The organism is Lonepinella sp. BR2474 (assembly GCF_051851555.1).
Taxonomy (GTDB): Bacteria; Pseudomonadota; Gammaproteobacteria; order Enterobacterales; family Pasteurellaceae; genus Lonepinella.
Genome location: NZ_JBPDVH010000001.1, coordinates 480,424 through 500,430, shown reverse-complemented (window position 1 = coordinate 500,430; position 20,007 = coordinate 480,424). Strand labels below are relative to the sequence as shown.

18 protein-coding genes are annotated in these 20,007 nt (G+C 38.8%); 11 read left to right on the top strand and 7 right to left on the bottom strand.

The window, feature by feature from the left end:
- The first annotated feature begins 7 nt into the window (after positions 1-7).
- On the top strand, positions 8-946 hold the full coding sequence (locus tag ACTG7Q_RS02475) for an alpha/beta fold hydrolase (RefSeq protein ID WP_439240487.1): 939 nt from the start codon (positions 8-10) through the stop codon (positions 944-946).
- Here ACTG7Q_RS02475 and ACTG7Q_RS02470 read toward each other — a convergent pair.
- The 3 genes from ACTG7Q_RS02470 to mobB are packed head-to-tail and all read right to left on the bottom strand — an operon-like array spanning position 936 to position 3,235.
- Positions 936-1,352, bottom strand: a complete 417-nt coding sequence (locus ACTG7Q_RS02470) for an HI0074 family nucleotidyltransferase substrate-binding subunit (RefSeq protein WP_439240484.1) — start codon at positions 1,350-1,352, stop codon at positions 936-938. The two genes, ACTG7Q_RS02475 and ACTG7Q_RS02470, sit on opposite strands and share 11 nt — an antisense overlap.
- 10 nt (positions 1,353-1,362) lie before the next feature.
- On the bottom strand, positions 1,363-2,739 hold the full coding sequence (locus ACTG7Q_RS02465) for a DHA2 family efflux MFS transporter permease subunit (protein WP_439240482.1): 1,377 nt from the start codon (positions 2,737-2,739) through the stop codon (positions 1,363-1,365).
- 1 nt (position 2,740) lies between these two features.
- Positions 2,741-3,235: a molybdopterin-guanine dinucleotide biosynthesis protein MobB gene (gene mobB / locus ACTG7Q_RS02460; RefSeq protein ID WP_439240479.1), complete on the bottom strand. Its 495-nt coding sequence runs from the start codon at positions 3,233-3,235 to the stop codon at positions 2,741-2,743.
- A gap of 193 nt (positions 3,236-3,428) precedes the next feature.
- Between mobB and tal the strand changes: the two genes are divergently transcribed.
- Positions 3,429-4,382, top strand: a complete 954-nt coding sequence (tal, locus tag ACTG7Q_RS02455; protein WP_439240477.1) for a transaldolase — start codon at positions 3,429-3,431, stop codon at positions 4,380-4,382.
- A 50-nt stretch (positions 4,383-4,432) separates the two neighbouring features.
- Here the strand turns inward: tal and ACTG7Q_RS02450 are convergent, their stop codons facing one another.
- Positions 4,433-5,641, bottom strand: a complete 1,209-nt coding sequence (locus tag ACTG7Q_RS02450; protein WP_439240475.1) for a LysR family transcriptional regulator — start codon at positions 5,639-5,641, stop codon at positions 4,433-4,435.
- A 154-nt stretch (positions 5,642-5,795) separates the two neighbouring features.
- On the opposite strand from ACTG7Q_RS02450, the gene ACTG7Q_RS02445 reads away from it, so the two are divergent.
- The 7 genes from ACTG7Q_RS02445 to rsmG all read left to right on the top strand — a co-directional run bounded on the left by ACTG7Q_RS02445 (position 5,796) and on the right by rsmG (position 14,262).
- Positions 5,796-6,821 (top strand): amidohydrolase family protein, encoded by a 1,026-nt coding sequence (locus ACTG7Q_RS02445; protein ID WP_439240473.1) that lies wholly within the window; start codon positions 5,796-5,798, stop codon positions 6,819-6,821.
- 11 nt (positions 6,822-6,832) lie between these two features.
- Entirely contained in the window at positions 6,833-7,516 is a 684-nt protein-coding gene (gene ligK, locus ACTG7Q_RS02440) for a 4-carboxy-4-hydroxy-2-oxoadipate aldolase/oxaloacetate decarboxylase (protein ID WP_439240471.1), read from the top strand.
- Positions 7,509-8,573 (top strand): 4-oxalomesaconate tautomerase, encoded by a 1,065-nt coding sequence (locus tag ACTG7Q_RS02435; RefSeq protein ID WP_439240469.1) that lies wholly within the window; start codon positions 7,509-7,511, stop codon positions 8,571-8,573. Before ligK ends, ACTG7Q_RS02435 begins: the two co-directional genes overlap by 8 nt.
- 35 nt (positions 8,574-8,608) lie before the next feature.
- Entirely contained in the window at positions 8,609-9,925 is a 1,317-nt protein-coding gene (locus tag ACTG7Q_RS02430; RefSeq protein WP_439240467.1) for a gallate dioxygenase, read from the top strand.
- A 59-nt stretch (positions 9,926-9,984) separates the two neighbouring features.
- A complete protein-coding gene (locus ACTG7Q_RS02425; protein WP_439240465.1) occupies positions 9,985-11,289 on the top strand; it encodes an MFS transporter in 1,305 nt (434 codons plus the stop codon).
- A 449-nt stretch (positions 11,290-11,738) separates the two neighbouring features.
- Positions 11,739-13,628 (top strand): tRNA uridine-5-carboxymethylaminomethyl(34) synthesis enzyme MnmG, encoded by a 1,890-nt coding sequence (gene mnmG / locus ACTG7Q_RS02420; RefSeq protein WP_439240463.1) that lies wholly within the window; start codon positions 11,739-11,741, stop codon positions 13,626-13,628.
- Entirely contained in the window at positions 13,618-14,262 is a 645-nt protein-coding gene (rsmG, locus tag ACTG7Q_RS02415) for a 16S rRNA (guanine(527)-N(7))-methyltransferase RsmG (RefSeq protein ID WP_439240461.1), read from the top strand. The genes mnmG and rsmG overlap by 11 nt, the downstream gene beginning before the upstream one ends.
- Positions 14,263-14,359: 97 nt before the next feature.
- Here the strand turns inward: rsmG and ACTG7Q_RS02410 are convergent, their stop codons facing one another.
- From ACTG7Q_RS02410 to ACTG7Q_RS02400, 3 genes are read right to left on the bottom strand one after another with little or no spacing between them, the layout of a single operon-like run.
- Positions 14,360-14,659, bottom strand: coding sequence for a DUF3861 family protein (locus tag ACTG7Q_RS02410; RefSeq protein WP_439240459.1), 300 nt, complete (start codon positions 14,657-14,659; stop codon positions 14,360-14,362).
- 45 nt (positions 14,660-14,704) lie between these two features.
- Positions 14,705-15,691 carry a tRNA dihydrouridine(20/20a) synthase DusA gene (dusA, locus tag ACTG7Q_RS02405; protein ID WP_439240648.1) on the bottom strand — a complete coding sequence of 329 codons (987 nt, stop codon included), beginning with the start codon at positions 15,689-15,691 and terminating at the stop codon, positions 14,705-14,707.
- Positions 15,692-15,699: 8 nt separating this feature from the next.
- Entirely contained in the window at positions 15,700-17,034 is a 1,335-nt protein-coding gene (locus tag ACTG7Q_RS02400) for a chloride channel protein (protein WP_439240457.1), read from the bottom strand.
- A 188-nt stretch (positions 17,035-17,222) separates the two neighbouring features.
- Between ACTG7Q_RS02400 and ACTG7Q_RS02395 the strand changes: the two genes are divergently transcribed.
- On the top strand, positions 17,223-18,116 hold the full coding sequence (locus ACTG7Q_RS02395) for a DMT family transporter (protein ID WP_439240454.1): 894 nt from the start codon (positions 17,223-17,225) through the stop codon (positions 18,114-18,116).
- 50 nt (positions 18,117-18,166) lie between these two features.
- Positions 18,167-19,831, top strand: coding sequence for a phospho-sugar mutase (locus tag ACTG7Q_RS02390; protein WP_439240452.1), 1,665 nt, complete (start codon positions 18,167-18,169; stop codon positions 19,829-19,831).
- Positions 19,832-20,007 lie beyond the last annotated feature (176 nt).

Below are 20,007 nucleotides of genomic sequence, written 5' to 3'. Positions count from 1 at the left end.
AAAAATGATGCAACGAGAACCCCATTTTTGCCAATTTGCCTTAGCTGAACTGTATCCTTTTGCACAACAATTCCCCATTCAATATCTTGTTGGAAAAAGGCATTGTCAGCTAGCCTATCGTCATTTTACCCAACCCCAAAGCGATCAACGAAAGTTGATCGTTCTGGTCAATGGTCGGGCTGAAAATATTTTGAAATGGTCTGAACTTGCCTATGATTTTTATCAACAAGGATTTGATGTATTGGTTTTTGATCACCGTGGACAAGGTTATTCACAGCGGTTATTAACCGATCCTGAAAAAGGCCATTTAGATGAATTTCGGTTTTATGCGGACGATATGGCAAAAATTATCGAAAAATGCACCGCAGATTTTACTTATCAACACCAATATATTGTGGCCCATTCTTTAGGCTGTTTAATTTCAAGCTATTATCTCGCCAACTATGATCACCAGATTAAAAGTGCGGTGCTTTCTTCGCCTTTTTTTGGCTTGCCATTAAAAAAACCGTTACGTGATGAAATTTTATTGAGTTTGATGATGTTATTGGGTATGGGTGAGCGTTATGTGTTTGGCAAAACAGCTTATAAACCTGCGGATTTAAAACAAAATGAACTCAGTTTTTGCAAAACTCGCATGAAATGGATGAATCGGATTAATCGCAAATTTAAACAAATTCATTTAGGCGGCCCCACTTTCCGTTGGGCACATTTATGTTTGCAAGCGATAAAACGCTTGCCCAAAATTCTGCCACAAATTGAAATTCCTGTGTTGATTTTGCAAGCGGAAAAAGACAACATTGTGGAGAATAAAAATATCGAAAAATTCACCGCACTTTTGCCAAAAGGGCAATTAATTCCAATCAAACAAGCCAAACATGAGATTTTATTTGAGCGTGATGAGATTCGAAATGTGGCGTTAGAGCATATCTTTCAATTTATTCGTTAGTGCGTTCTGTTAATTGTTCGGTCAAAAACATCACTTCTTGTAAGAAAGCAGGAATGCCATTCACCACATTTAATGCGGTTTCTTCGTTATTGGTGTGACTGATACGTGATCGCATTTCTCGGTAAGTTTTCCAATCTTTCCATTCACCTTGTAATAAATTCATTTCATTACCAGAACGAATTAAGTCTTGAAACGGCATGGCATCATATTGTGCTGGATTAGGCGAAATATGCACTAAATAACGTTTAAGCATTTTATGGCTTAATTCATAAGTAAATTCAAAACGTTGAATTAAGCCATCACGAATTTGAATATCGGTCACGTCCGCTTGATAACGAGCCAACCCTTCTTTTAATCGTTCAACCGCATTAATTAATGGCGTAAAATCTAATGTAATATCATTCATATCAACCTACTTAATGTAAATTCTCACCATCATTTTTCTTCAATTTAGCCACCACAAAAAGCAATACTACACCAAAAAGAGAACTGGTTAAAAATGTATAACTAAAGGCTTGTTGTAATTGTTCGGGTTCCACTAAAGTGCGGTAAAAATTCAATGCAATAGCAGAAACGGCAATCCCTAAACCAATACCCACTTGTTGAATAATGCTTAACATGGTGGAACCGGCACTGGCGGTCTGTTTGTCTAGTTCAGAAACAGTCAAGGTATTCACCGACGTGAACATAATAGAAAGTACCACACCATAAACTGATAATAAACTAATATAAATCCAAAGTGGCGTATCAATGGTTAATAACGCCATTAATCCTACCGAAACTGCCATAAATAATGAATTAATCATCAATAATTTTCGGTAACCTAATAATTTTAACAATGGGCGAATAATCGGTTTGCTCACCAATGAACTAATGGCAATCGGGGTAATCATTAAGCCTGCATAATCTGCACTGTATTGAAATGATACTTGCAACATTAATGGTAATAAAAACGGAATGCCGGAACCACATAAACGAATAAATAAATTCGACCATGAGCCTAAATAATAAGTGCGAACCTGAAATAAACTAAGTGGGATCAACGCATGTTGATTGCCGTTAGCATAAAAATAATAAGCCACCAAAAATAAACAACCGGCAGCTAAAATACTGCCTGCTTGCCATTTTTCTACAAAGGTTTCGCTAACTAAATCAAATCCTAATGTCAGGCAAACTAAACCGCCACCAAATAATAAAAAACCGAGCCAATCAAATTTATTTAGCTGATTTTTCACATTCGGCATAAAAAAGCTAGACAGAATCACGCCGATGAAACCAATGGGAATATTGATTAAAAAAATCCAATGCCATGAGGCATAAGTCACCAACCATCCGCCTAAAATAGGGCCAATAATGGGGCCGGTTAAACCGGCCATGGCCATCAGATTCCAAATTGGAATTAATTCATTTTTAGGCACGGTACGAATAATGGCCAGACGAGCCACTGGCATCATCATAGCACCACCAAAACCTTGTAATATTCGAGAAAAAACCAACATTTCCAATGACATGGAAAAAGCACAACTCACCGAACCTAACACAAACATCATAATAGAAAAACGGAAAATATTTAGCGTGCCATATTTATCGGCTAACCAACCGCTAATAGGAATAAATAACGCTACCGTTAACGCATAGCTGATCACGGCCAACTGCATTTGTAAAGGGGATTGCTGTAAATCTTTTGCAATGGCAGGTAATGCAGTATTTAAAATGGTCGTATCTAAGGCTTGCATAAAAAAGGCCGTAGCGGCAATCCATGCAAGGGAACGTGGTGAAATGGCTTTTTCCATTTTAATGTTTCCCTAAATAATGCCAAATAAAATCGGCGATTTGATCGATATGATTAATATCTAACAAGGGTTTCTCCGTGTCAACAGGATAATCACTGGCAATGGCAATCACATGGTTGTCTTGCTCGGGTAAAGGTTTATCCATGTCTTTTCTATGCAATAAAATTTTAGGTATTGGTTCTTGTTTAAAGCCTTCTATTAACACCAAATCCGTTAACTGCGGATCAAATTGTTGGATTAAATAGGCAAAGGAAACTGGCTCAGGGGTTTCCGTCATTAATGCCCAACGCTGATCGCACGCCATAATCACTTGACTGGCTCCTGCCTCTTTCATTCGCCAACTGTCTTTGCCGGGTTTATCCACTTGAGCATTATGGTGGCTATGTTTAATCACCGCCACTCGCAATCCAAGTGCGGTTAATTTTGGCAATAATTTTTCTAATAATGTAGTTTTGCCACTGCCGCTATACCCCGTAATACCCAAAAAAGACATCATATTATCTTACACCTATTATTTATATCGTTGCTTTGATATTTTCATCTTGCGTTTAATGTATTATATTGTAGTTCGCTATACAAATTCCATTATAAAACCGTGATCTAGATCACAGTTTTTAATCGTTTAACTGGTATTTAATCGACTTATCATGGATAATCAGCCATAGCGTAATATCAACCAGAGGTAAATTATGACAACCCAATTAGATGCTTTAAAAAATGTAACCGTCGTGGTCGCCGATACCGGCGATATTGAAGCCATGAAACTTTATAAACCACAAGACGCCACCACCAACCCATCATTAATTTTAAGTGCCTCCGCACTGCCACAATATGCCCCATTAATTGATGAAGCCGTTGCTTATGCCAAACAACAAAGCGGCAACAAAGCACAACAATTAATTGATGCAGAAGATAAATTAGCCGTAAATATCGGCTTAGAAATTTTAAAATTAGTGCCCGGACGCATTTCCACTGAAGTGGATGCTCGTCTTTCTTATGATACTGAAGCGACTGTTGAAAAAGCACGCAAATTAATTCGTCTTTACAACGAAGCAGGCATTGCCAACGATCGTATTTTGATCAAAATTGCCTCTACATGGCAAGGTATCCGTGCAGCGGAAATTTTAGAAAAAGAAAACATTAACTGTAACTTAACCCTATTATTCTCCCAAGCACAAGCACGTGCTTGTGCAGAGGCAGGTGTTTACTTAATTTCACCATTTGTGGGTCGTATTCTTGACTGGTACAAAGCTAATTCTGATAAAAAAGAATACGCACCAGCAGAAGATCCAGGTGTGGTTTCTGTGACGGAAATTTACAACTACTACAAACAATACGGTTATAAAACCGTGGTAATGGGGGCAAGTTTCCGTAATGTGGGTGAAATCACAGAGTTAGCGGGTTGCGACCGTTTAACTATTGCACCACCATTATTAAAAGAGTTACAAGACAGCACTGCACCTTTAGCACGTAAATTAGAATACAAAGGTGAAGTCAAAGCTCGCCCAGAGCCATTGAAAGAGGCCGATTTCTACTGGCAACACAATGCTGATCCAATGGCAGTGGAAAAATTAGCCGAAGGTATTCGCAAATTTGCCGCCGATATTGAAAAATTAGAAGCGATGTTAGCAGCAAAATTGTAATATTTTGAGATAAAAAAAGCGAAAGTGCGGTGAAAAAAACCGCACTTTTTTTATAATAAATCTGCACAAACTTTTTTTAACATTGATATAAGTTGTAAATGAATTTCTGACGGATGCCAGTTTTGACGGAAAGTTAAACCTATAGATCTTGGGTTATCATGAATATCAAATGGTATGGTAGCAAGAAGATGACTATCTAATTCCCATTGAATTTGTTGTTGAGAAACAAGGGTTAAACGGTGGTTGGTTTGCAGCAATCGATGAATAAGCACTTGTGAACTGCATTCAATAATATTTTGTGGCAATTCCATGCCTTGAATCATTTGTTCAAATCGTTCTCTAGTTGGCGTATGCTGAGGCGGTAAAATCCAAGGATAAGTTAAAATTTCTGCTAACCTAATATTTTTCTGACCAATTAAAGGGTGATTAATATGACAAGCAATACACAATGAAGAATGAAATAGATGTTGTTGCGTTGTTTCTTCTGGAATTTGGTTGCGTAATGCTCCTGCTAGAAAATCAATTTTGCCAAAACGCAATTGCTGTAGTAAATCAGAATAAGGAGCTTCAATAATTTGTAATGTGACTTCTGGATATTGTTGCAAAAATAAATCGATGGATTGAGGTAAAATAGCATTACGAATTAAGGGCATTGCACCAATGGTAATTTTACCTTGATATTGATTTTTAAGTGCTTGAATATCTAATTTAGCTTGACGTTGTTCAGCCAGTGCAAGCTGAATCTGTTGCCATAAACATTGACCACTTTTATTTAATAATAACCCATTGATAGATTTATCAAATAAAGGACACTGCAATATATTTTCCAATTCTCTCAGCGAACGATGAACTGCAGGTTGAGATGAATGTAATTGTTTAGCCGCAAGCGTGAAATAATGATGTTCTGCTACGGATAAAAAAGCTCTTAATTGTGTATGCGTTAATAACTGAATAACATTTTGTACTGTGCGTGTAGGCTTATTTTTTGCTAAATGTTGTGCTTGTTGAATACCGATAGTTAAATATTGAAATGCTCGTTGAACACGATAAGCATAGACTTCTCCCTCTTCTGTTAATACCACTCCTTTACCTGATCTCACCATTAATGGCACATTTAAATTCGCACTTAAATTGGCTAAGCCTTGGCTAATAGCCGATTGAGAGAGAAAAACTTGTTGGGCAGCTTGACTCACATTTCCTGTTTCTGCAACAGCCACTAATGCTCGCAAATGTTTTAAATTAAACAGACTATCTTTCATATCACTCCAAAAAGAGAATATATCAAAAATTAATAATACTGCACTATTTTCGAATAATTCAAGTAAAAATTTGTATGTTATATTTTATATCAATGAAACAACTTTGTTACATAATAATAACATACTGATTTACTTAATTTATTAGGAGAATATCATGATTATTGATTGCCATGGTCATTATACTACCGCCCCAAAAGCTCTTGAAAATTGGCGTAATCAGCAAATAGCGGCGATTAACAATCCTAGTCAAATGCCTAGAACATCCGATTTAAAAATTGGTGATGATGAATTGCGTGAGACAATTGAAAAAAATCAATTAGCAAAAATGCATGAAAGAGGGCTAGATTTAACCATCTTTTCACCACGAGCCAGTTTTATGGCTCATCATATTGGTGATTTTCAGATTTCCTCTGCATGGGCGGCTATTTGTAATGAACTTTGTTATCGCATTAGTCAGCTCTTTCCTGATAATTTTGCAGGAGCAGCAATGTTGCCACAATCACCCAATGTGCCAATAGAAAGCTGTATTCCTGAATTAGAAAAATGTATTGGTGAGTATGGTTTTGTAGGGATTAATTTAAATCCTGATCCATCAGGTGGTCATTGGACTGCTCCGCCATTATCAGATCGTTATTGGTATCCATTATATGAAAAAATGATTGAGTGGAATATTCCTGCAATGATCCATGTGAGTACTAGTTGTAATCATTGTTTCCATACCACTGGTGCTCATTATATTAATGCAGATACCACAGCATTTATGCAATTATTGACCTCTGATTTATTCAAAGATTTTCCAGATTTAAAATTTGTTATTCCACATGGTGGCGGTGCAGCACCTTATCATTGGGGACGTTATCGTGGTTTAGCACAAACCTTAGGTAAACCGCTTTTACAAGAACATTTACTCAAGAACATTTTCTTTGATACCTGTGTTTATCACCAACCAGGCATTGATTTATTAACCAAAGTGATTCCTATCGACAATGTACTCTTTGCCTCTGAAATGATAGGTGCGGTACGTGGTATTGATCCTGAAACAGGGTTTGCCTTTGATGATACCAAACGTTATATCGAAGCGGCTAATTTAAGCCAAGCAGATCGGGAAAAAATTTATCAAGGAAACGCTCGCAAAGTTTATCCAAGATTAGATGAATTATTGAAAAAACAAGGGCGTTAAAAGGGGGAATAATGAATACGGAATTAGGCGTAGTTTATCAACATATTGAACGTGTAGATACAGAAGTAATTGAGAAATTACAACAATTTGGGGCAACAACAGTTCATGAAGCAATGGGTCGATTAGGTTTAATGAATACTTATATAAGACCTATTTATCCCGATGTTTGTGTTGCGGGTTCTGCTTTGACAGTGTTATTACACCCAGGAGATAACTGGATGATGCATGTTGCTGCTGAACAAATTAAAGCAGGTGATATCGTTGTAGCTGCCATAACTGCTCCTTGCACAGATGGTTATTTTGGTGATTTATTAGCTACTTCTTTTCAATCTCGAGGAGCAAAAGCCTTGATTATTGATGCTGGCGTGCGAGATGTAAAAACCCTAAAAGAAATGCAATTTCCAGTCTGGAGTAAATGTATTAGCTCCAAAGGTACGATTAAAGCAACCTTAGGTTCTGTCAATGTTCCTGTGGTTTGTGCCAATGCTTTAGTTAATCCTGGTGATGTCATTGTTGCCGATGAAGATGGCGTTGTGGTAGTGCCTCGTTTATGGGCTACTCAAGTGGCAGAAAAAGCAGCTGCTCGCACCGCATTAGAGGAACAAAAACGAACCAAATTAGCATCAGGTGTGTTGGGATTGGATATGTACAAAATGCGTGAACCATTAGAAAAAGCAGGACTACGTTATGTTTAATATTCCTTGTATGTTAATGCGTGGAGGTACGTCCAAAGGGGCATTTTTCTTAGCGAAAGATTTACCTCAAGATATTGCTCAACGAGATCAATTGTTGCTTGCCATTATGGGATCACCTGATTCTCGTCAAATTGATGGCATTGGTGGAGCGGATCCACTAACCTCAAAAGTCGCCATTGTTAGCCGATCAACTCGAAACGATGCGGATGTAGATTACTTATTTTTACAGGTATTTGTCGATCAAGCCATTGTGACTGATGCTCAAAATTGCGGCAATATTTTGGCTGGTGTGGCACCTTTCGCTATTGAACGTGGATTAGTATCCGCTAATAGTAGTCATACCAATGTTCGTATTTTCATGAAAAATACTGGACAAATTGCAACTGCTTTAGTGCAAACACCGAATGGAAAAGTCAATTATTCTGGTGAAACCTATTTAGATGGCGTACCAAATCCTGCCGCACCTATTTCCATTTTCTTTGCCGATACAGCAGGTTCAAAATGCGGTGCTTTATTACCTACAGGAAATGTTATTGATGAAATTAATGGCGTAGAAGTGACCTGTATTGATAACGGAATGCCTGTTGTGGTTTTAAATGCTGAAGACTTTGCGATTAATGGACAAGAAAGTCGAACCGAACTGGATAATAACAAAGAGCTAAAACTACGCCTTGAACAAATTCGATTACAAGCGGGCAAGATCATGAATCTTGGCGATGTGAAAGAAAAATCCATCCCTAAAATGACCCTTATTTCTCGACCATTACATCAAGGCGTTATTAATACCCGCAGTTTTATACCTCATCGTTGTCATGCTTCTATTGGTGTATTTGGCGCAGTATCGTTGGCAACAGCATCTATTTTAAAAGGGACGGTGGCTAATAAGTTGGTTGAAAATATGCCTCTGGGTACACAACGCCAACTATTAATAGAACATCCCAGTGGGGCAACCAGAGTAGCTTTGGTTGTAGATGAAAAACAAAATACCGTTTTATCTTCAGGGATTGTTTTAACGGCACGTAAATTATTTGATGGCGAAGTTTTTGCCAACATTTAACACACTTAATACATTATTTCAGAGAGGAATTTATTATGGCTAAAATTATTGGTGGCGTAGGAGTATCTCATTCTCCAACAATCGGCTTTGCTTATGATGCAAAAAAACAAAATGATCCCGCTTGGAAACCTATTTTTGAAGGATTTGAACCCGTAAAATCATGGTTTAATGAGAAAAAACCAGATGTATTAATCTACATTTTTAACGATCATATTACTTCTTTCTTCTTTGATCACTACTCAGCTTTTGCATTAGGTATTGATAGTGAATATAGCACAGCCGATGAAGGTGGTGGTGCGAGAAAATTACCGCCCATATCCGGTGATCTAAAATTTTCTCAACATATCGCAACCAGTTTAATGACTGATGAATTTGATATGTCATTTTTCCAAAATAAACCATTAGATCATGGGTTCTTTTCACCGATGTCTGTATTATTAGAACGCAAAGACGAACAATGGCCTTGCTCCATTGTGCCATTACAAGTGGGCGTATTGCAATTTCCTATTCCAACCGCTAAACGTTGTTATAAATTAGGACAAGCCATTAAACGTGCGGTAGAAAGTTATCCTGAGGACATTAATGTGGCGATTGTATCTACTGGTGGGTTATCTCATCAAGTACATGGTGAACGTTGCGGATTCAACAATGTAGAATGGGATCATGAATTTCTCCAACGTCTTGCTGATGATCCTGAAGGCTTAGCAGAAATAACTCATAAAGAATATGCAGAACTCAGCGGTATGGAAGGTGCTGAAATTATTATGTGGTTAGTTATGCGTGGTGCATTAGAAAATAAAGTCAAAACCGTTCATAGTTCTTATTATTTACCCTCAATGACCGCAATATCCACTATTGTGTTAGAAAGTACCGAAAATAGCCCTATTGATGTTAAACAACATTTAACCCGTATGGAACATCAATTAAAAGATGTGGAAACTATTCAAGGAACTTATCCATTTACCGTGGCATTAAGTCAAGATCGTTTCCGAATCAATAAATACTTACATGATTTGGTTATTCCAGAACATCGAGAATTATTCCTAAATGATCCTGAATTATCCTTTACTCAAGCAGGATTAAATGAACAAGAAAAAACATTAATGCGAAATTTAGATTGGCGAGGGCTAATTCATTATGGGGCGATTTTCTTTGGTTTAGAAAAACTCGGTGCTGTAGTCGGTGTTTCTAATTTACATATTTACGCTGCAATGCGTGGTGAAAGCTTAGAAGATTTTATGAAAACACGTAATACCCAAGTAAGTTATTCCGTCAGTAGCAATACGAATAGTATTGATAAAGAGAGTCTAAACGAAGACAGTATACGTGAATTAATTGAATCTGATCAATAAAAAGCATGATCCATCTGGTTTTAGATGGATCCCTATAATCACATAAATGGAGGCAAATTATGTCCACATTAAATATTCGTGAATGGATTGATGATAAAAAATTATCCACACATCAATGGATTCTTATTATTTTGTGTTTTTTAGTGGTTGCTATCGATGGTATGGATGTTGCCATTATGGGGTTCCTTGCTCCTGCTATTACTAGCGAATGGGGGGTATCTCGCTCTGAATTTGGTATTGTTATGGGAGCTGCACCAATTGGATTAGCCATAGGTGCATTTTTTGCAGGCTCATCTTCCGATTATTTTGGTCGCCGTAAAGTATTACTTATTTCTGTATTATGTTTTGCTATTAGTACGATTTTAACCGCATTAACAGATAATGTTACAGAAATGAGTTTATGGCGTTTAATTACCGGTCTTGGATTGGGTGCTGCTATGCCTAATGCCTCTACATTATTATCTGAATATATTCCTAATAAACGCAAAGGCATTATTATGGCTTCTATGTTCACAGGTTTTAATCTGGGTTCAGCTTTAATAGGATTAATTGCAGCACATATGGAACCGACCTTTGGTTGGCGTTCTGTACTTTATCTTGGCGGTATTGCTCCATTAGTGCTATTTGTGGTGATGTTATTTTTATTACCTGAATCTGCCAAATTTATGGTTATCCGCAATTATCCAGTGGAAAAAATTCGTAAAGTTCTTACCAAAATAGGCAATGAATCCGTTGCTCAATATCAATCGTTTGTGACTGGTGATATTGATATGGGTAAAAAACAACCTATTGCTATTTTGTTCCAAAAAGAGTTTTTCTTGAAAACTATTATGCTTTGGCTCACCTATTTTATGGGATTACTGGTCATCTACTTATCGACAGGTTGGTTACCAACCATGTTAAAAGATGCAGGATGGAGCTTATCTGAAGCCGCTAATACCACGGCATTATTCCAAATAGGTGGTACTATTGGTGGTGTTTTAATCGGTGTATTATTGGATAAATGCAAACCAGCTAAAGCCATTGGCAGCACTTATTTACTCGGTGGTATTTGTTTACTGTCATTAGCTGCGGTAGGATTAGACTCTTTCTGGGCGGTCTCATTTATCTGTTTAGTCGGATTCTGTTTAAGTGGTGCTCAAACAGGATTAAACGCCCATGTACCTACGGTTTATCCAAGTGTAGCTAGAGCAACAGGAGTAAGTTCAATGTTAGCCGTCGGTCGATTTGGTAGTATTTTAGGATCTTCTATTGGTGGCGTACTACTTGAACAAAATTGGGGATTTTCAGGTATTTTTACTGCTTTAGCAGTACCTGCTTGTCTCGCTGCAGTATCTATATTTATTGCGGGGCGAGAACATTAATTGTTAATGATTAATAGCGAAAGTGCGGTGAAAAAAACCGCACTTTTTTTGTTTCTGTACAAATTATCCTTGTGGATAACTCAATAAAAAGTACTGAAAAAACTGTGTTATTCTTGTTTATAGAAATTAAACGTAATTCATCTGTGGATAACTCAGCAAATTATACATAACTGATCTACTGTAAAGATCGGGCTTTTACGAACTTAAAAAAAGATCTAACTTATTTATATAAAAAAGAAAAAGATCCTTATCAACGATGATCAGTGGATCTAATAATAACAATAATAAGATCTTTATATATAAATAAGATCTCTATTTATTAGCCAACGGATCTTTTCTGATCGGATTGATCTGATCTACTTTCCTGTTTATCTAATTTTAGGTAAAATAGTCGCCTATTTTTAAGTAAAGATCGGTGAAAGCGATCATTTTTATCTAATAAGGTTCTTATGTTTTATACAGAAAATTATGATGTGATCGTGATAGGTGGCGGTCACGCCGGTACAGAAGCCGCTCTTGCACCTGCTCGAATGGGGCTTAAAACCCTTTTATTAACCCATAATATTGATACCCTTGGACAAATGTCTTGTAACCCTGCGGTAGGGGGAATTGGTAAAGGGCATTTAGTCAAAGAAATTGATGCCATGGGCGGTCTTATGGCACATGCCACCGATCAAGCAGGGATTCAATTTCGCACGTTAAACAGTTCTAAAGGCCCAGCGGTTCGAGCCACTCGAGCTCAGGCAGATCGGGTGTTATATCGTCAAGCTGTGCGTATTGCTCTTGAAAATCAACCGAATTTAGATATTTTCCAACAGGAAGTGACCGATGTATTGATCGAACAGGATCACGTTACTGGTGTAGAAACCAAAATGGGCTTAAAGTTTCGTGCCAGATCTGTGGTTTTGACGGCTGGTACCTTTTTAGCCGGTAAGATCCATATTGGATTACAGAATTACGAGGGTGGACGAGCTGGTGATCCTGCATCGGTTTCCCTTTCTCATCGTTTACGTGATCTAGGCTTACGTGTTGATCGGCTAAAAACAGGCACACCACCTCGTTTAGATGCTCGCACCATTAATTTTGATGTGTTAGCCAAACAGCATGGTGACGCTGTGTTACCGGTTTTTTCCTTTATGGGATCAGTAGATCAACACCCTCGTCAAATTCCTTGTTTTATTACGCATACCAACGAAAAAACCCACGAAGTGATCCGCCATAATTTGGATCGTAGTCCAATGTACACTGGGGTTATTGAGGGGATCGGCCCACGTTATTGTCCGTCTATTGAAGATAAAGTGATGCGTTTTGCGGATCGCAATTCTCACCAAATTTACCTTGAACCAGAGGGATTAACGTCTAATGAAGTCTATCCAAATGGTATTTCCACCAGTTTGCCCTTTGATGTGCAAATGGGCATTGTGAATTCCATGCAAGGGCTAGAAAAAACTCGCATTGTGAAACCAGGTTACGCCATTGAGTACGATTATTTTGATCCGAGAGATCTTAAACCTACCTTAGAAACCAAAGCGATCAAAGGATTGTTCTTTGCCGGGCAAATTAATGGCACAACGGGTTATGAAGAAGCTGCTGCACAAGGTTTGTTAGCCGGTATTAACGCAGGGTTATTTGTACAACAAAAAGATCCTTGGTATCCACGCCGAGATCAAGCATACGTTGGTGTATTAGTGGATGATCTTTGTACTCTTGGCACAAAAGAACCCTACCGTGTATTCACCTCTCGAGCAGAATACCGTTTATTATTACGTGAAGATAATGCCGACATTCGTTTAACGCCAATTGCGCATGAATTAGGATTAATAGACGAAAAACGTTGGGTGATATTTAATCAAAAAATGGACAACATCGCCAAAGAACAAGAACGCCTAAAACAAATTTGGATTCATACTAAATCGGAACATTTAGATGAAATCAATGCTTTAGTTAATACCCCTATTGTGCGTGAGGCCAGTGGCATTGATTTATTACGTCGTCCTGAAATGAGCTATGATATTTTAACTAAAACCGCTTTATTTGCACCAGCGTTGGAAGATAAACAAGCCGCTGAACAAGTGGAAATAGCAGTGAAATACCAAGGTTATATTGAACATCAACAAGAAGAAATTGAAAAACAAAAACGCCATGAGAATACGGCGATTCCTGAACGTTTTGATTATAGTCTCGTGGTAGGTTTATCTAATGAAGTGCGAGCCAAATTAGAACAACATCGTCCCGTTTCCATTGGACAAGCAAGCCGAATTTCAGGTATCACCCCGGCGGCCATTTCTATTTTGTTGGTGAACTTGAAAAAACAGGGAATGTTAAAACGTGGCGACTAATTTAGAACAGCAATTAAGCGAAAAGCTAGAAACCTTGCTAAAATCCACCGCACTTTCTATTACCGATCAGCAAAAAAGCCAGTTAGTCCAGTTAGTGTTGTTGTTGCATAAATGGAATAAGGCATATAATCTTACCTCTGTGCGTGATCCACAAGATATGTTGGTAAAACATATTTTAGATAGCCTTGTGGTAAGCCCTTACTTACAAGGTTCACGTTTTATTGATGTGGGGACAGGACCGGGTTTACCCGGTTTGCCGTTGGCGATTATCAATCCAGATAAGCAATTTTATTTATTGGACAGTTTAGGCAAACGCATTAGCTTTATTCGCAATGCTGTGCGTGAGTTAGAATTGACTAACGTGGAACCAGTACTTAGCCGAGTAGAAGAATTTACACCCGATCATCTATTTGACGGAGTGTTAAGCCGAGCCTTTGCTAGCCTAAATGATATGACCGATTGGTGTCATCATTTACCCCATGAAAACGGCTTATTCTATGCCTTAAAAGGCCAATATCATCAAGAAGAAGTGCAACAGCTTTCGGCTGAATTTTCTATTCAACAGGTTATTCCGTTACAAGTGCCAGAGTTGGTGGGCGAACGCTGTTTAGTGGTCATCAATAAAAATGAATAATAAAATATAAAATATAAAGGTTTTCTATCCTGAAAATAAAAAGTGCGGTGAAAAAACTAAATTTTTATCACCGCACTTCGCCATTTATCGTTGTTTCTTAATCTCCAACCTTTCTCGATTTCCCCTTAATCACTTTCATCATTTCCATAATATAAGGTTTAAGTTCTTTAAACAGCGGATTATCACGATGCTCCATAGTGACTTCTGTCATTAACTTCAATCCCACCGCAAAACGTTGTGCCATTTCTAAAGTAAACCCATCACGCTGTTGTGTTTTTTCAATAATTGCAAAAATATTATCATGATTTGGGGCAGAAAAAGTGATTTCTTGATTCATTTCGTTACCCTCATGATCGCTGAGATATTTGACATTGACTTGATATTGATGTTGTTTCATAACGCCTCCTTTGGAGTTATTGTGTTAGTTAATCTGTACTAAAATTTATTCCACAAAACTAAGGGCGGTTTCCACCACGTCCACCCCCGCATTCGGCTTGCACGCATTTTCACTTAAATGGCGTCGCCATTGTCTTGCCCCTTTGCAGCTTTGGAATGCACCGAGCATATGGCGAACAATATGATTTAAATACACGCCCTGACTGAGTTGATTTTCAATATAAGGGAACATATTCCGCACTGCTTGATGAGCGGTGATAATCGGGGCATTAGGGTCAAATAAGTTTCGATCAATTTCGCCTAATAAAGACGGATTTTGATAGGCTTCACGGCCCACCATTACCCCATCAACATGCTGCAAATGGATTTGCATTTCTGCAATGGTTTTAATGCCACCGTTAATGCTAATCCAAAGGTGCGGGAAATCTCGTTTGAGCTGATACACTCGTTCGTAATCTAAGGGGGGAATTTCACGATTTTGTTTTGGGCTTAAGCCAGATAACCACGCTTTACGAGCATGGACGATAAAATCCTGACAGCCTACGGCTTGCACTTTTTGCACAAAATCACACAGAAAATCATAGCTATCTAACTCATCAATGCCAATTCTGGCTTTCACCGTGACAGGAATTTGCACCGCACTTTGCATCGCTTGCACACAGTCTGCCACTAAATCTGCTTTTGCCATTAAGCATGCCCCAAACATGCCATTTTGCACTCGGTCGGAAGGACAGCCAACGTTCAAATTAATCTCTTGATAACCTCGTTGTTCCGCTAAAATCGCACATTGTTTGAGCTGTTCAGGGTCGCTGCCGCCTAATTGTAAGGCAACAGGATTTTCCGCTAAATCAAAGTCTAAATGATCATATTTGGCGTGAATAATCGCAGGTGCCGTCACCATTTCCGTATAAAGTAAAGCCTGCTTAGTAAATTGACGATGAAAATAACGACAATGACGAGTTGTCCAATCTAACATGGGGGCCACGGAAAAACGTCCACGGTAATAAGGAAAGTGCGGTTGATTTTGCATAATTTTTTTTATTATCCTTGTTCTTGAATACGTTGACGAAAACGGCCTGCGGCAAAATGATAAAACGGTTTTGGCATAATTTGACGTGACACAATGGTGGCAATAATACCGCCGATTAATAACCAAATTAACACTGGCTGACTCCCTGTCATTTCCATCACGACCACGGCCGCTGTCACTGGCGATTGGGTCGCACCGGCTAAAAACGCCGCCATGCAGAGTAACACCAACAAACGAGCGTCCACTAAACTGCCTGTAAAGCCTGCAATTTGGGAACCGATTCCAGCCCCCACTGTTAACGCAGGCGTGAAAATCCCCCCTGCAATACCTGTCCAATAGGTCGCTACCGTAGCAAATAATTTAGCGATGCCTGTCACTTCGGGTTCCACCAGTTCTCCGCCCAAGGCTTGAGTTACCACTTTATAACCGGTACCGTAGGTTTGACCGTGGGTGTAAGTGCCAAGCCCTGCTAAAACCAAGCCTAAAATCATGGCGATCAAAATCGGATGACGGCGTACCCAACCACGAATCACCCCAGGCACGACGCCTGCCACGCCTTTGGCTAAAAGTCGGGCAAAAATTCCACCAAAAACACCGCAGATAACGCCACATAACAGCACCCAAAGTAAGATTTTATCTGCATTGGTTGCCCCTTTGTATAAAGGGAAATAGGGGTTGTTACCGTCAATGGCCACTAAAATAAAACCGGCGGCAAGCACGCCTAATAACACACGTCGCTCCCAACGCAAAATGACCCCACGTCCAAGTTCTTCAAGAGCAAAAATCACCCCAGCGAGCGGAGCATTAAAGGCGGCCGCTAAACCGCCACCCGCTCCGGCGGCCATTAACTCATTGGCATTCAAACCTCGGAATGCCACATTATGATGATGACACCAGTTGCCCCAAGCCAACATCACAGCAGCCCCCACTTGCACAGATGGCCCCTCACGCCCCACGGAGGCACCAAATAACATGGCTAAAAAGGTGAGTGGAATTTTCCAAAGGGTTTGCACAAACTGCACCAAATGGGATTTTCTTGAACCATGTGGCAAACTCATGGCGGCAATCACTTGGGGAATACCACTGCCCCCCACAAAAGGTGTGTATCTCGGGGTAAACCAAGCTAATGCGGCTAATCCCAACGGCAAAACAATCCAAACCGCAAGGGGATATTTGGCTGTCCATTGGGCATTCAGTTCCAAGCCAAATTCTGCTAATTTGGCAAAGCCAAGGGAAAACAACGACACCAAACTCGCCCCAATCAGTAAGCAAGAAAACTCTACGGTTTTGCGAGAAATGCGGTGCGTTTGGCGTAATTTTTTGTGTAAAAAGTAACGAATATTCATAGGCCAATGATAAATAAGTTCTTCTTTAATCGCTTTATATTAACATAAATCAGCACGCTATTCTTTACTCCATATTCTCTTGTTGGTCAGAATTTTGTGAACTATCTCTCATTTTTACTATTTCTTTCTTTATTTTTCACAGATTTTACGACATGATCGGCACCAAGATTTTTCTCTTTTAGCCAACCATGAACAACGAACAATTTACTCGCCTTGCTTATATTATTCTAATGGGCTTTGGTTTCCCCATTATGCGGTTTATGAGCATTCATTTTGAAACCTTAAATAATAATGCCGTCAGATTCTTATCAGGTGGATTATTTTTCGTATTGATTTGTTTGGTAAAATTTAGACAAGAACTGAAAAAAATATGGGCAGAGCCGAAAATTATTGTCAGCCTATTGCTATTAGCGGTATTTATGACGGGTAATATGTATTTTTTTATTAATGGACTAAAATACACCTCCGCTTTAGCTGGCAGTATTTTTGGTATTTTAGCGATGCCATTAGCCATTATTATGGCGGCCATTTTCTTTCAAGATGAACGCCAACGAGCTAAACAAAAACGCTTTTATGTCGGCAGTCTGATAGCGATTATAGGTTCGCTAATCTTTGTGTTTTATAGCGATAAAAATGCAGAAAACAGCGATTTTCTACTCGGTTCACTGTTTTTAGCCACCGCTATTTTTATTCAATCTATTCAAAATTTGTTGGTAAAACAGGTGGCAAGAAAATTGCACGCTATTGTGATTAGTGCCTCCACCGCCACCCTTTCAGGATTACTTTATCTTATGCTTGCCATTCATACCAATAGCATTGAACAACTGCAACAGGTCAATCAAGGGCTATTAATCGGTTTGGGGTTAGCTGGGGTTTATGGTATGTTGACAGGCATGTTAATGGCATTTTATATCGTACAAAAACAAGGGGTGGTGGTGTTTAATATTATTCAATTAATCATTCCCCTTTCCACCGCAGTTATTGGCTATTTCACTTTGGGTGAAAAAATTAACCTATATCAAGGATTAGGCGGAATAATCGTGATTTTAGGTTGTATTTTAGCCTTGAAAAAGATAGGCTAAATAATTAACAACCATGTTAATGATTATTTTAATAAAAATAAGGAGATACTATGACAACAATTTTTAATCTTGCACAAAACTGGTTAGCACAAGATCCCGATGCAGAAACCAAAGCAGAATTAAATCAATTAATTGAACAAGCACAAGCAGGTGATAAGGCTGCCACAGATGAACTCAAAGCCCGTTTTGACGGACGTTTGCAATTTGGCACAGCTGGCTTACGTGGGCGTTTACAAGCAGGCTCAATGGGTATGAACCGTGTTCTCGTTGCTCAAGCTGCTGGCGGTTTAGCCAAATTTATTCAAGGTTATGATGAAAAAACCTCCATTGTTTTAGGTTATGACGGTCGGAAAAATTCTGATGTTTTCGCTAAAGATACCGCTGAAATCATGGCTGGAGCAGGGATTAAAACTTATTTATTACCCCGTAAATTGCCCACCCCAGTGTTAGCTTACGCTATCCAACATTTTGACACCACCGCAGGTGTGATGGTTACTGCCAGTCATAACCCACCAGAAGATAATGGCTATAAAGTGTATTTAGGTAAAGCCAATGGTGGGGGTCAAATTGTTTCACCTGCCGATAAACAAATTGCGGCGTTAATTGATGAAGTCGCCCTTGGCAATATTCAAGATTTACCACGCAGCCAAGATTACATTGTATTAGATGATGAAGTCGTCAACGCCTATATTGAAAAAACGGCAAGCCTAGCTAAACAGCCAAAAGCCGAGATTAACTATGTTTATACGGCTATGCACGGTGTGGGCTATGAAGTGTTAAGCAAAACCCTAAGCAAAGCAGGCTTACCACAACCTCATTTAGTCACTGAACAAATTCAACCCGATGGCACCTTCCCAACGGTGAATTTCCCTAATCCCGAAGAAAAAGGGGCATTAGATTTAGCCTTTAAATTAGCTAAAGCGAAAAATGCCGAATTTATTTTAGCTAACGACCCAGACGCAGACCGTTTAGCTGTGGCAATGCCTGATGCTCAAGGTAACTGGAAAGCCTTGCATGGTAATGTGATCGGTTGTTTATTGGGTTGGTATTTAGCCCAACAACGTCAACAAGAACATCAAGGAAAACAAGGCGTTCTCGCTTGTTCTTTAGTCTCATCGCCAGCGTTAGCAGAAATTGCGAAAAAATACGGTTTCCAATCGGAAGAAACCTTAACGGGTTTTAAATATATCGGCAAAGTACAAGGCTTAATCTTTGGTTTTGAGGAGGCATTAGGTTATTTAGTGGACCCTGATAAAGTGCGTGATAAAGATGGTATTTCTGCAGCTATTGTGTTCCTTGATCTCATTTGTTCTTTAAAACAACAAGGCAAAACCCTTGCCGATTATATCGCAGAATTCACCCAAGAATTTGGGGCTTATGTCAGTGGTCAAATTTCTATTCGTGTCAGTGAGTTAAGCAAAATCGGCGAATTAATGACCGCACTTCGCCAAAATCCACCAAGTGAAATTGGCGGACATGCGGTTGTCCAATTTATCGATCACTTAAAAACCGAACGTCAAAGTGATATTTTAGTCTTTATTCAAGATAACGGCAGTCGCTTAATTGTCCGTCCATCAGGTACCGAACCAAAAATCAAATTCTATTTAGATGCCAAAGGTGTTGATGCAGAAAATGCCGATCAGGTGTTAAAAGACTTTGATCACGCCGTGCGTGCAATGTTGCGTGATGATAAATATGGTGGGCAGGGTTGTTAGGTTGTTATATAACAATCCCCTATTGAATTTTAATTAATAATCAATATTAACCGACAATCCCACTTAGTTTTACTATTAAGTGGGATTTTTATTTTCTTAGTGCCGATAAACAATTTCTTATCTTTATAAATAAACTGGTCATACCAGTATTAATTTGCTTGTTTTTTTTTTTTTTT

Excerpts from the sequence above, each read along its gene's own strand:
- ACTG7Q_RS02430 (WP_439240467.1), top strand. The coding sequence starts at position 8,609 with ATGGCTAAAATTATTGGTGGCGTAGGAGTATCTCATTCTCCAACAATC.
- ACTG7Q_RS02470 (WP_439240484.1), bottom strand. The coding sequence starts at position 1,352 with ATGAATGATATTACATTAGATTTTACGCCATTAATTAATGCGGTTGAA.
- ligK (WP_439240471.1), top strand. The coding sequence starts at position 6,833 with ATGAATACGGAATTAGGCGTAGTTTATCAACATATTGAACGTGTAGAT.
- ACTG7Q_RS02475 (WP_439240487.1), top strand. The coding sequence starts at position 8 with ATGCAACGAGAACCCCATTTTTGCCAATTTGCCTTAGCTGAACTGTAT.
- ACTG7Q_RS02400 (WP_439240457.1), bottom strand. The coding sequence starts at position 17,034 with ATGAATATTCGTTACTTTTTACACAAAAAATTACGCCAAACGCACCGC.
- ACTG7Q_RS02395 (WP_439240454.1), top strand. The coding sequence starts at position 17,223 with ATGAACAACGAACAATTTACTCGCCTTGCTTATATTATTCTAATGGGC.
- mnmG (WP_439240463.1), top strand. The coding sequence starts at position 11,739 with ATGTTTTATACAGAAAATTATGATGTGATCGTGATAGGTGGCGGTCAC.
- ACTG7Q_RS02410 (WP_439240459.1), bottom strand. The coding sequence starts at position 14,659 with ATGAAACAACATCAATATCAAGTCAATGTCAAATATCTCAGCGATCAT.
- ACTG7Q_RS02390 (WP_439240452.1), top strand. The coding sequence starts at position 18,167 with ATGACAACAATTTTTAATCTTGCACAAAACTGGTTAGCACAAGATCCC.
- ACTG7Q_RS02435 (WP_439240469.1), top strand. The coding sequence starts at position 7,509 with ATGTTTAATATTCCTTGTATGTTAATGCGTGGAGGTACGTCCAAAGGG.
- tal (WP_439240477.1), top strand. The coding sequence starts at position 3,429 with ATGACAACCCAATTAGATGCTTTAAAAAATGTAACCGTCGTGGTCGCC.
- mobB (WP_439240479.1), bottom strand. The coding sequence starts at position 3,235 with ATGATGTCTTTTTTGGGTATTACGGGGTATAGCGGCAGTGGCAAAACT.
- ACTG7Q_RS02445 (WP_439240473.1), top strand. The coding sequence starts at position 5,796 with ATGATTATTGATTGCCATGGTCATTATACTACCGCCCCAAAAGCTCTT.
- ACTG7Q_RS02425 (WP_439240465.1), top strand. The coding sequence starts at position 9,985 with ATGTCCACATTAAATATTCGTGAATGGATTGATGATAAAAAATTATCC.
- ACTG7Q_RS02450 (WP_439240475.1), bottom strand. The coding sequence starts at position 5,641 with ATGAAAGATAGTCTGTTTAATTTAAAACATTTGCGAGCATTAGTGGCT.
- ACTG7Q_RS02465 (WP_439240482.1), bottom strand. The coding sequence starts at position 2,739 with ATGGAAAAAGCCATTTCACCACGTTCCCTTGCATGGATTGCCGCTACG.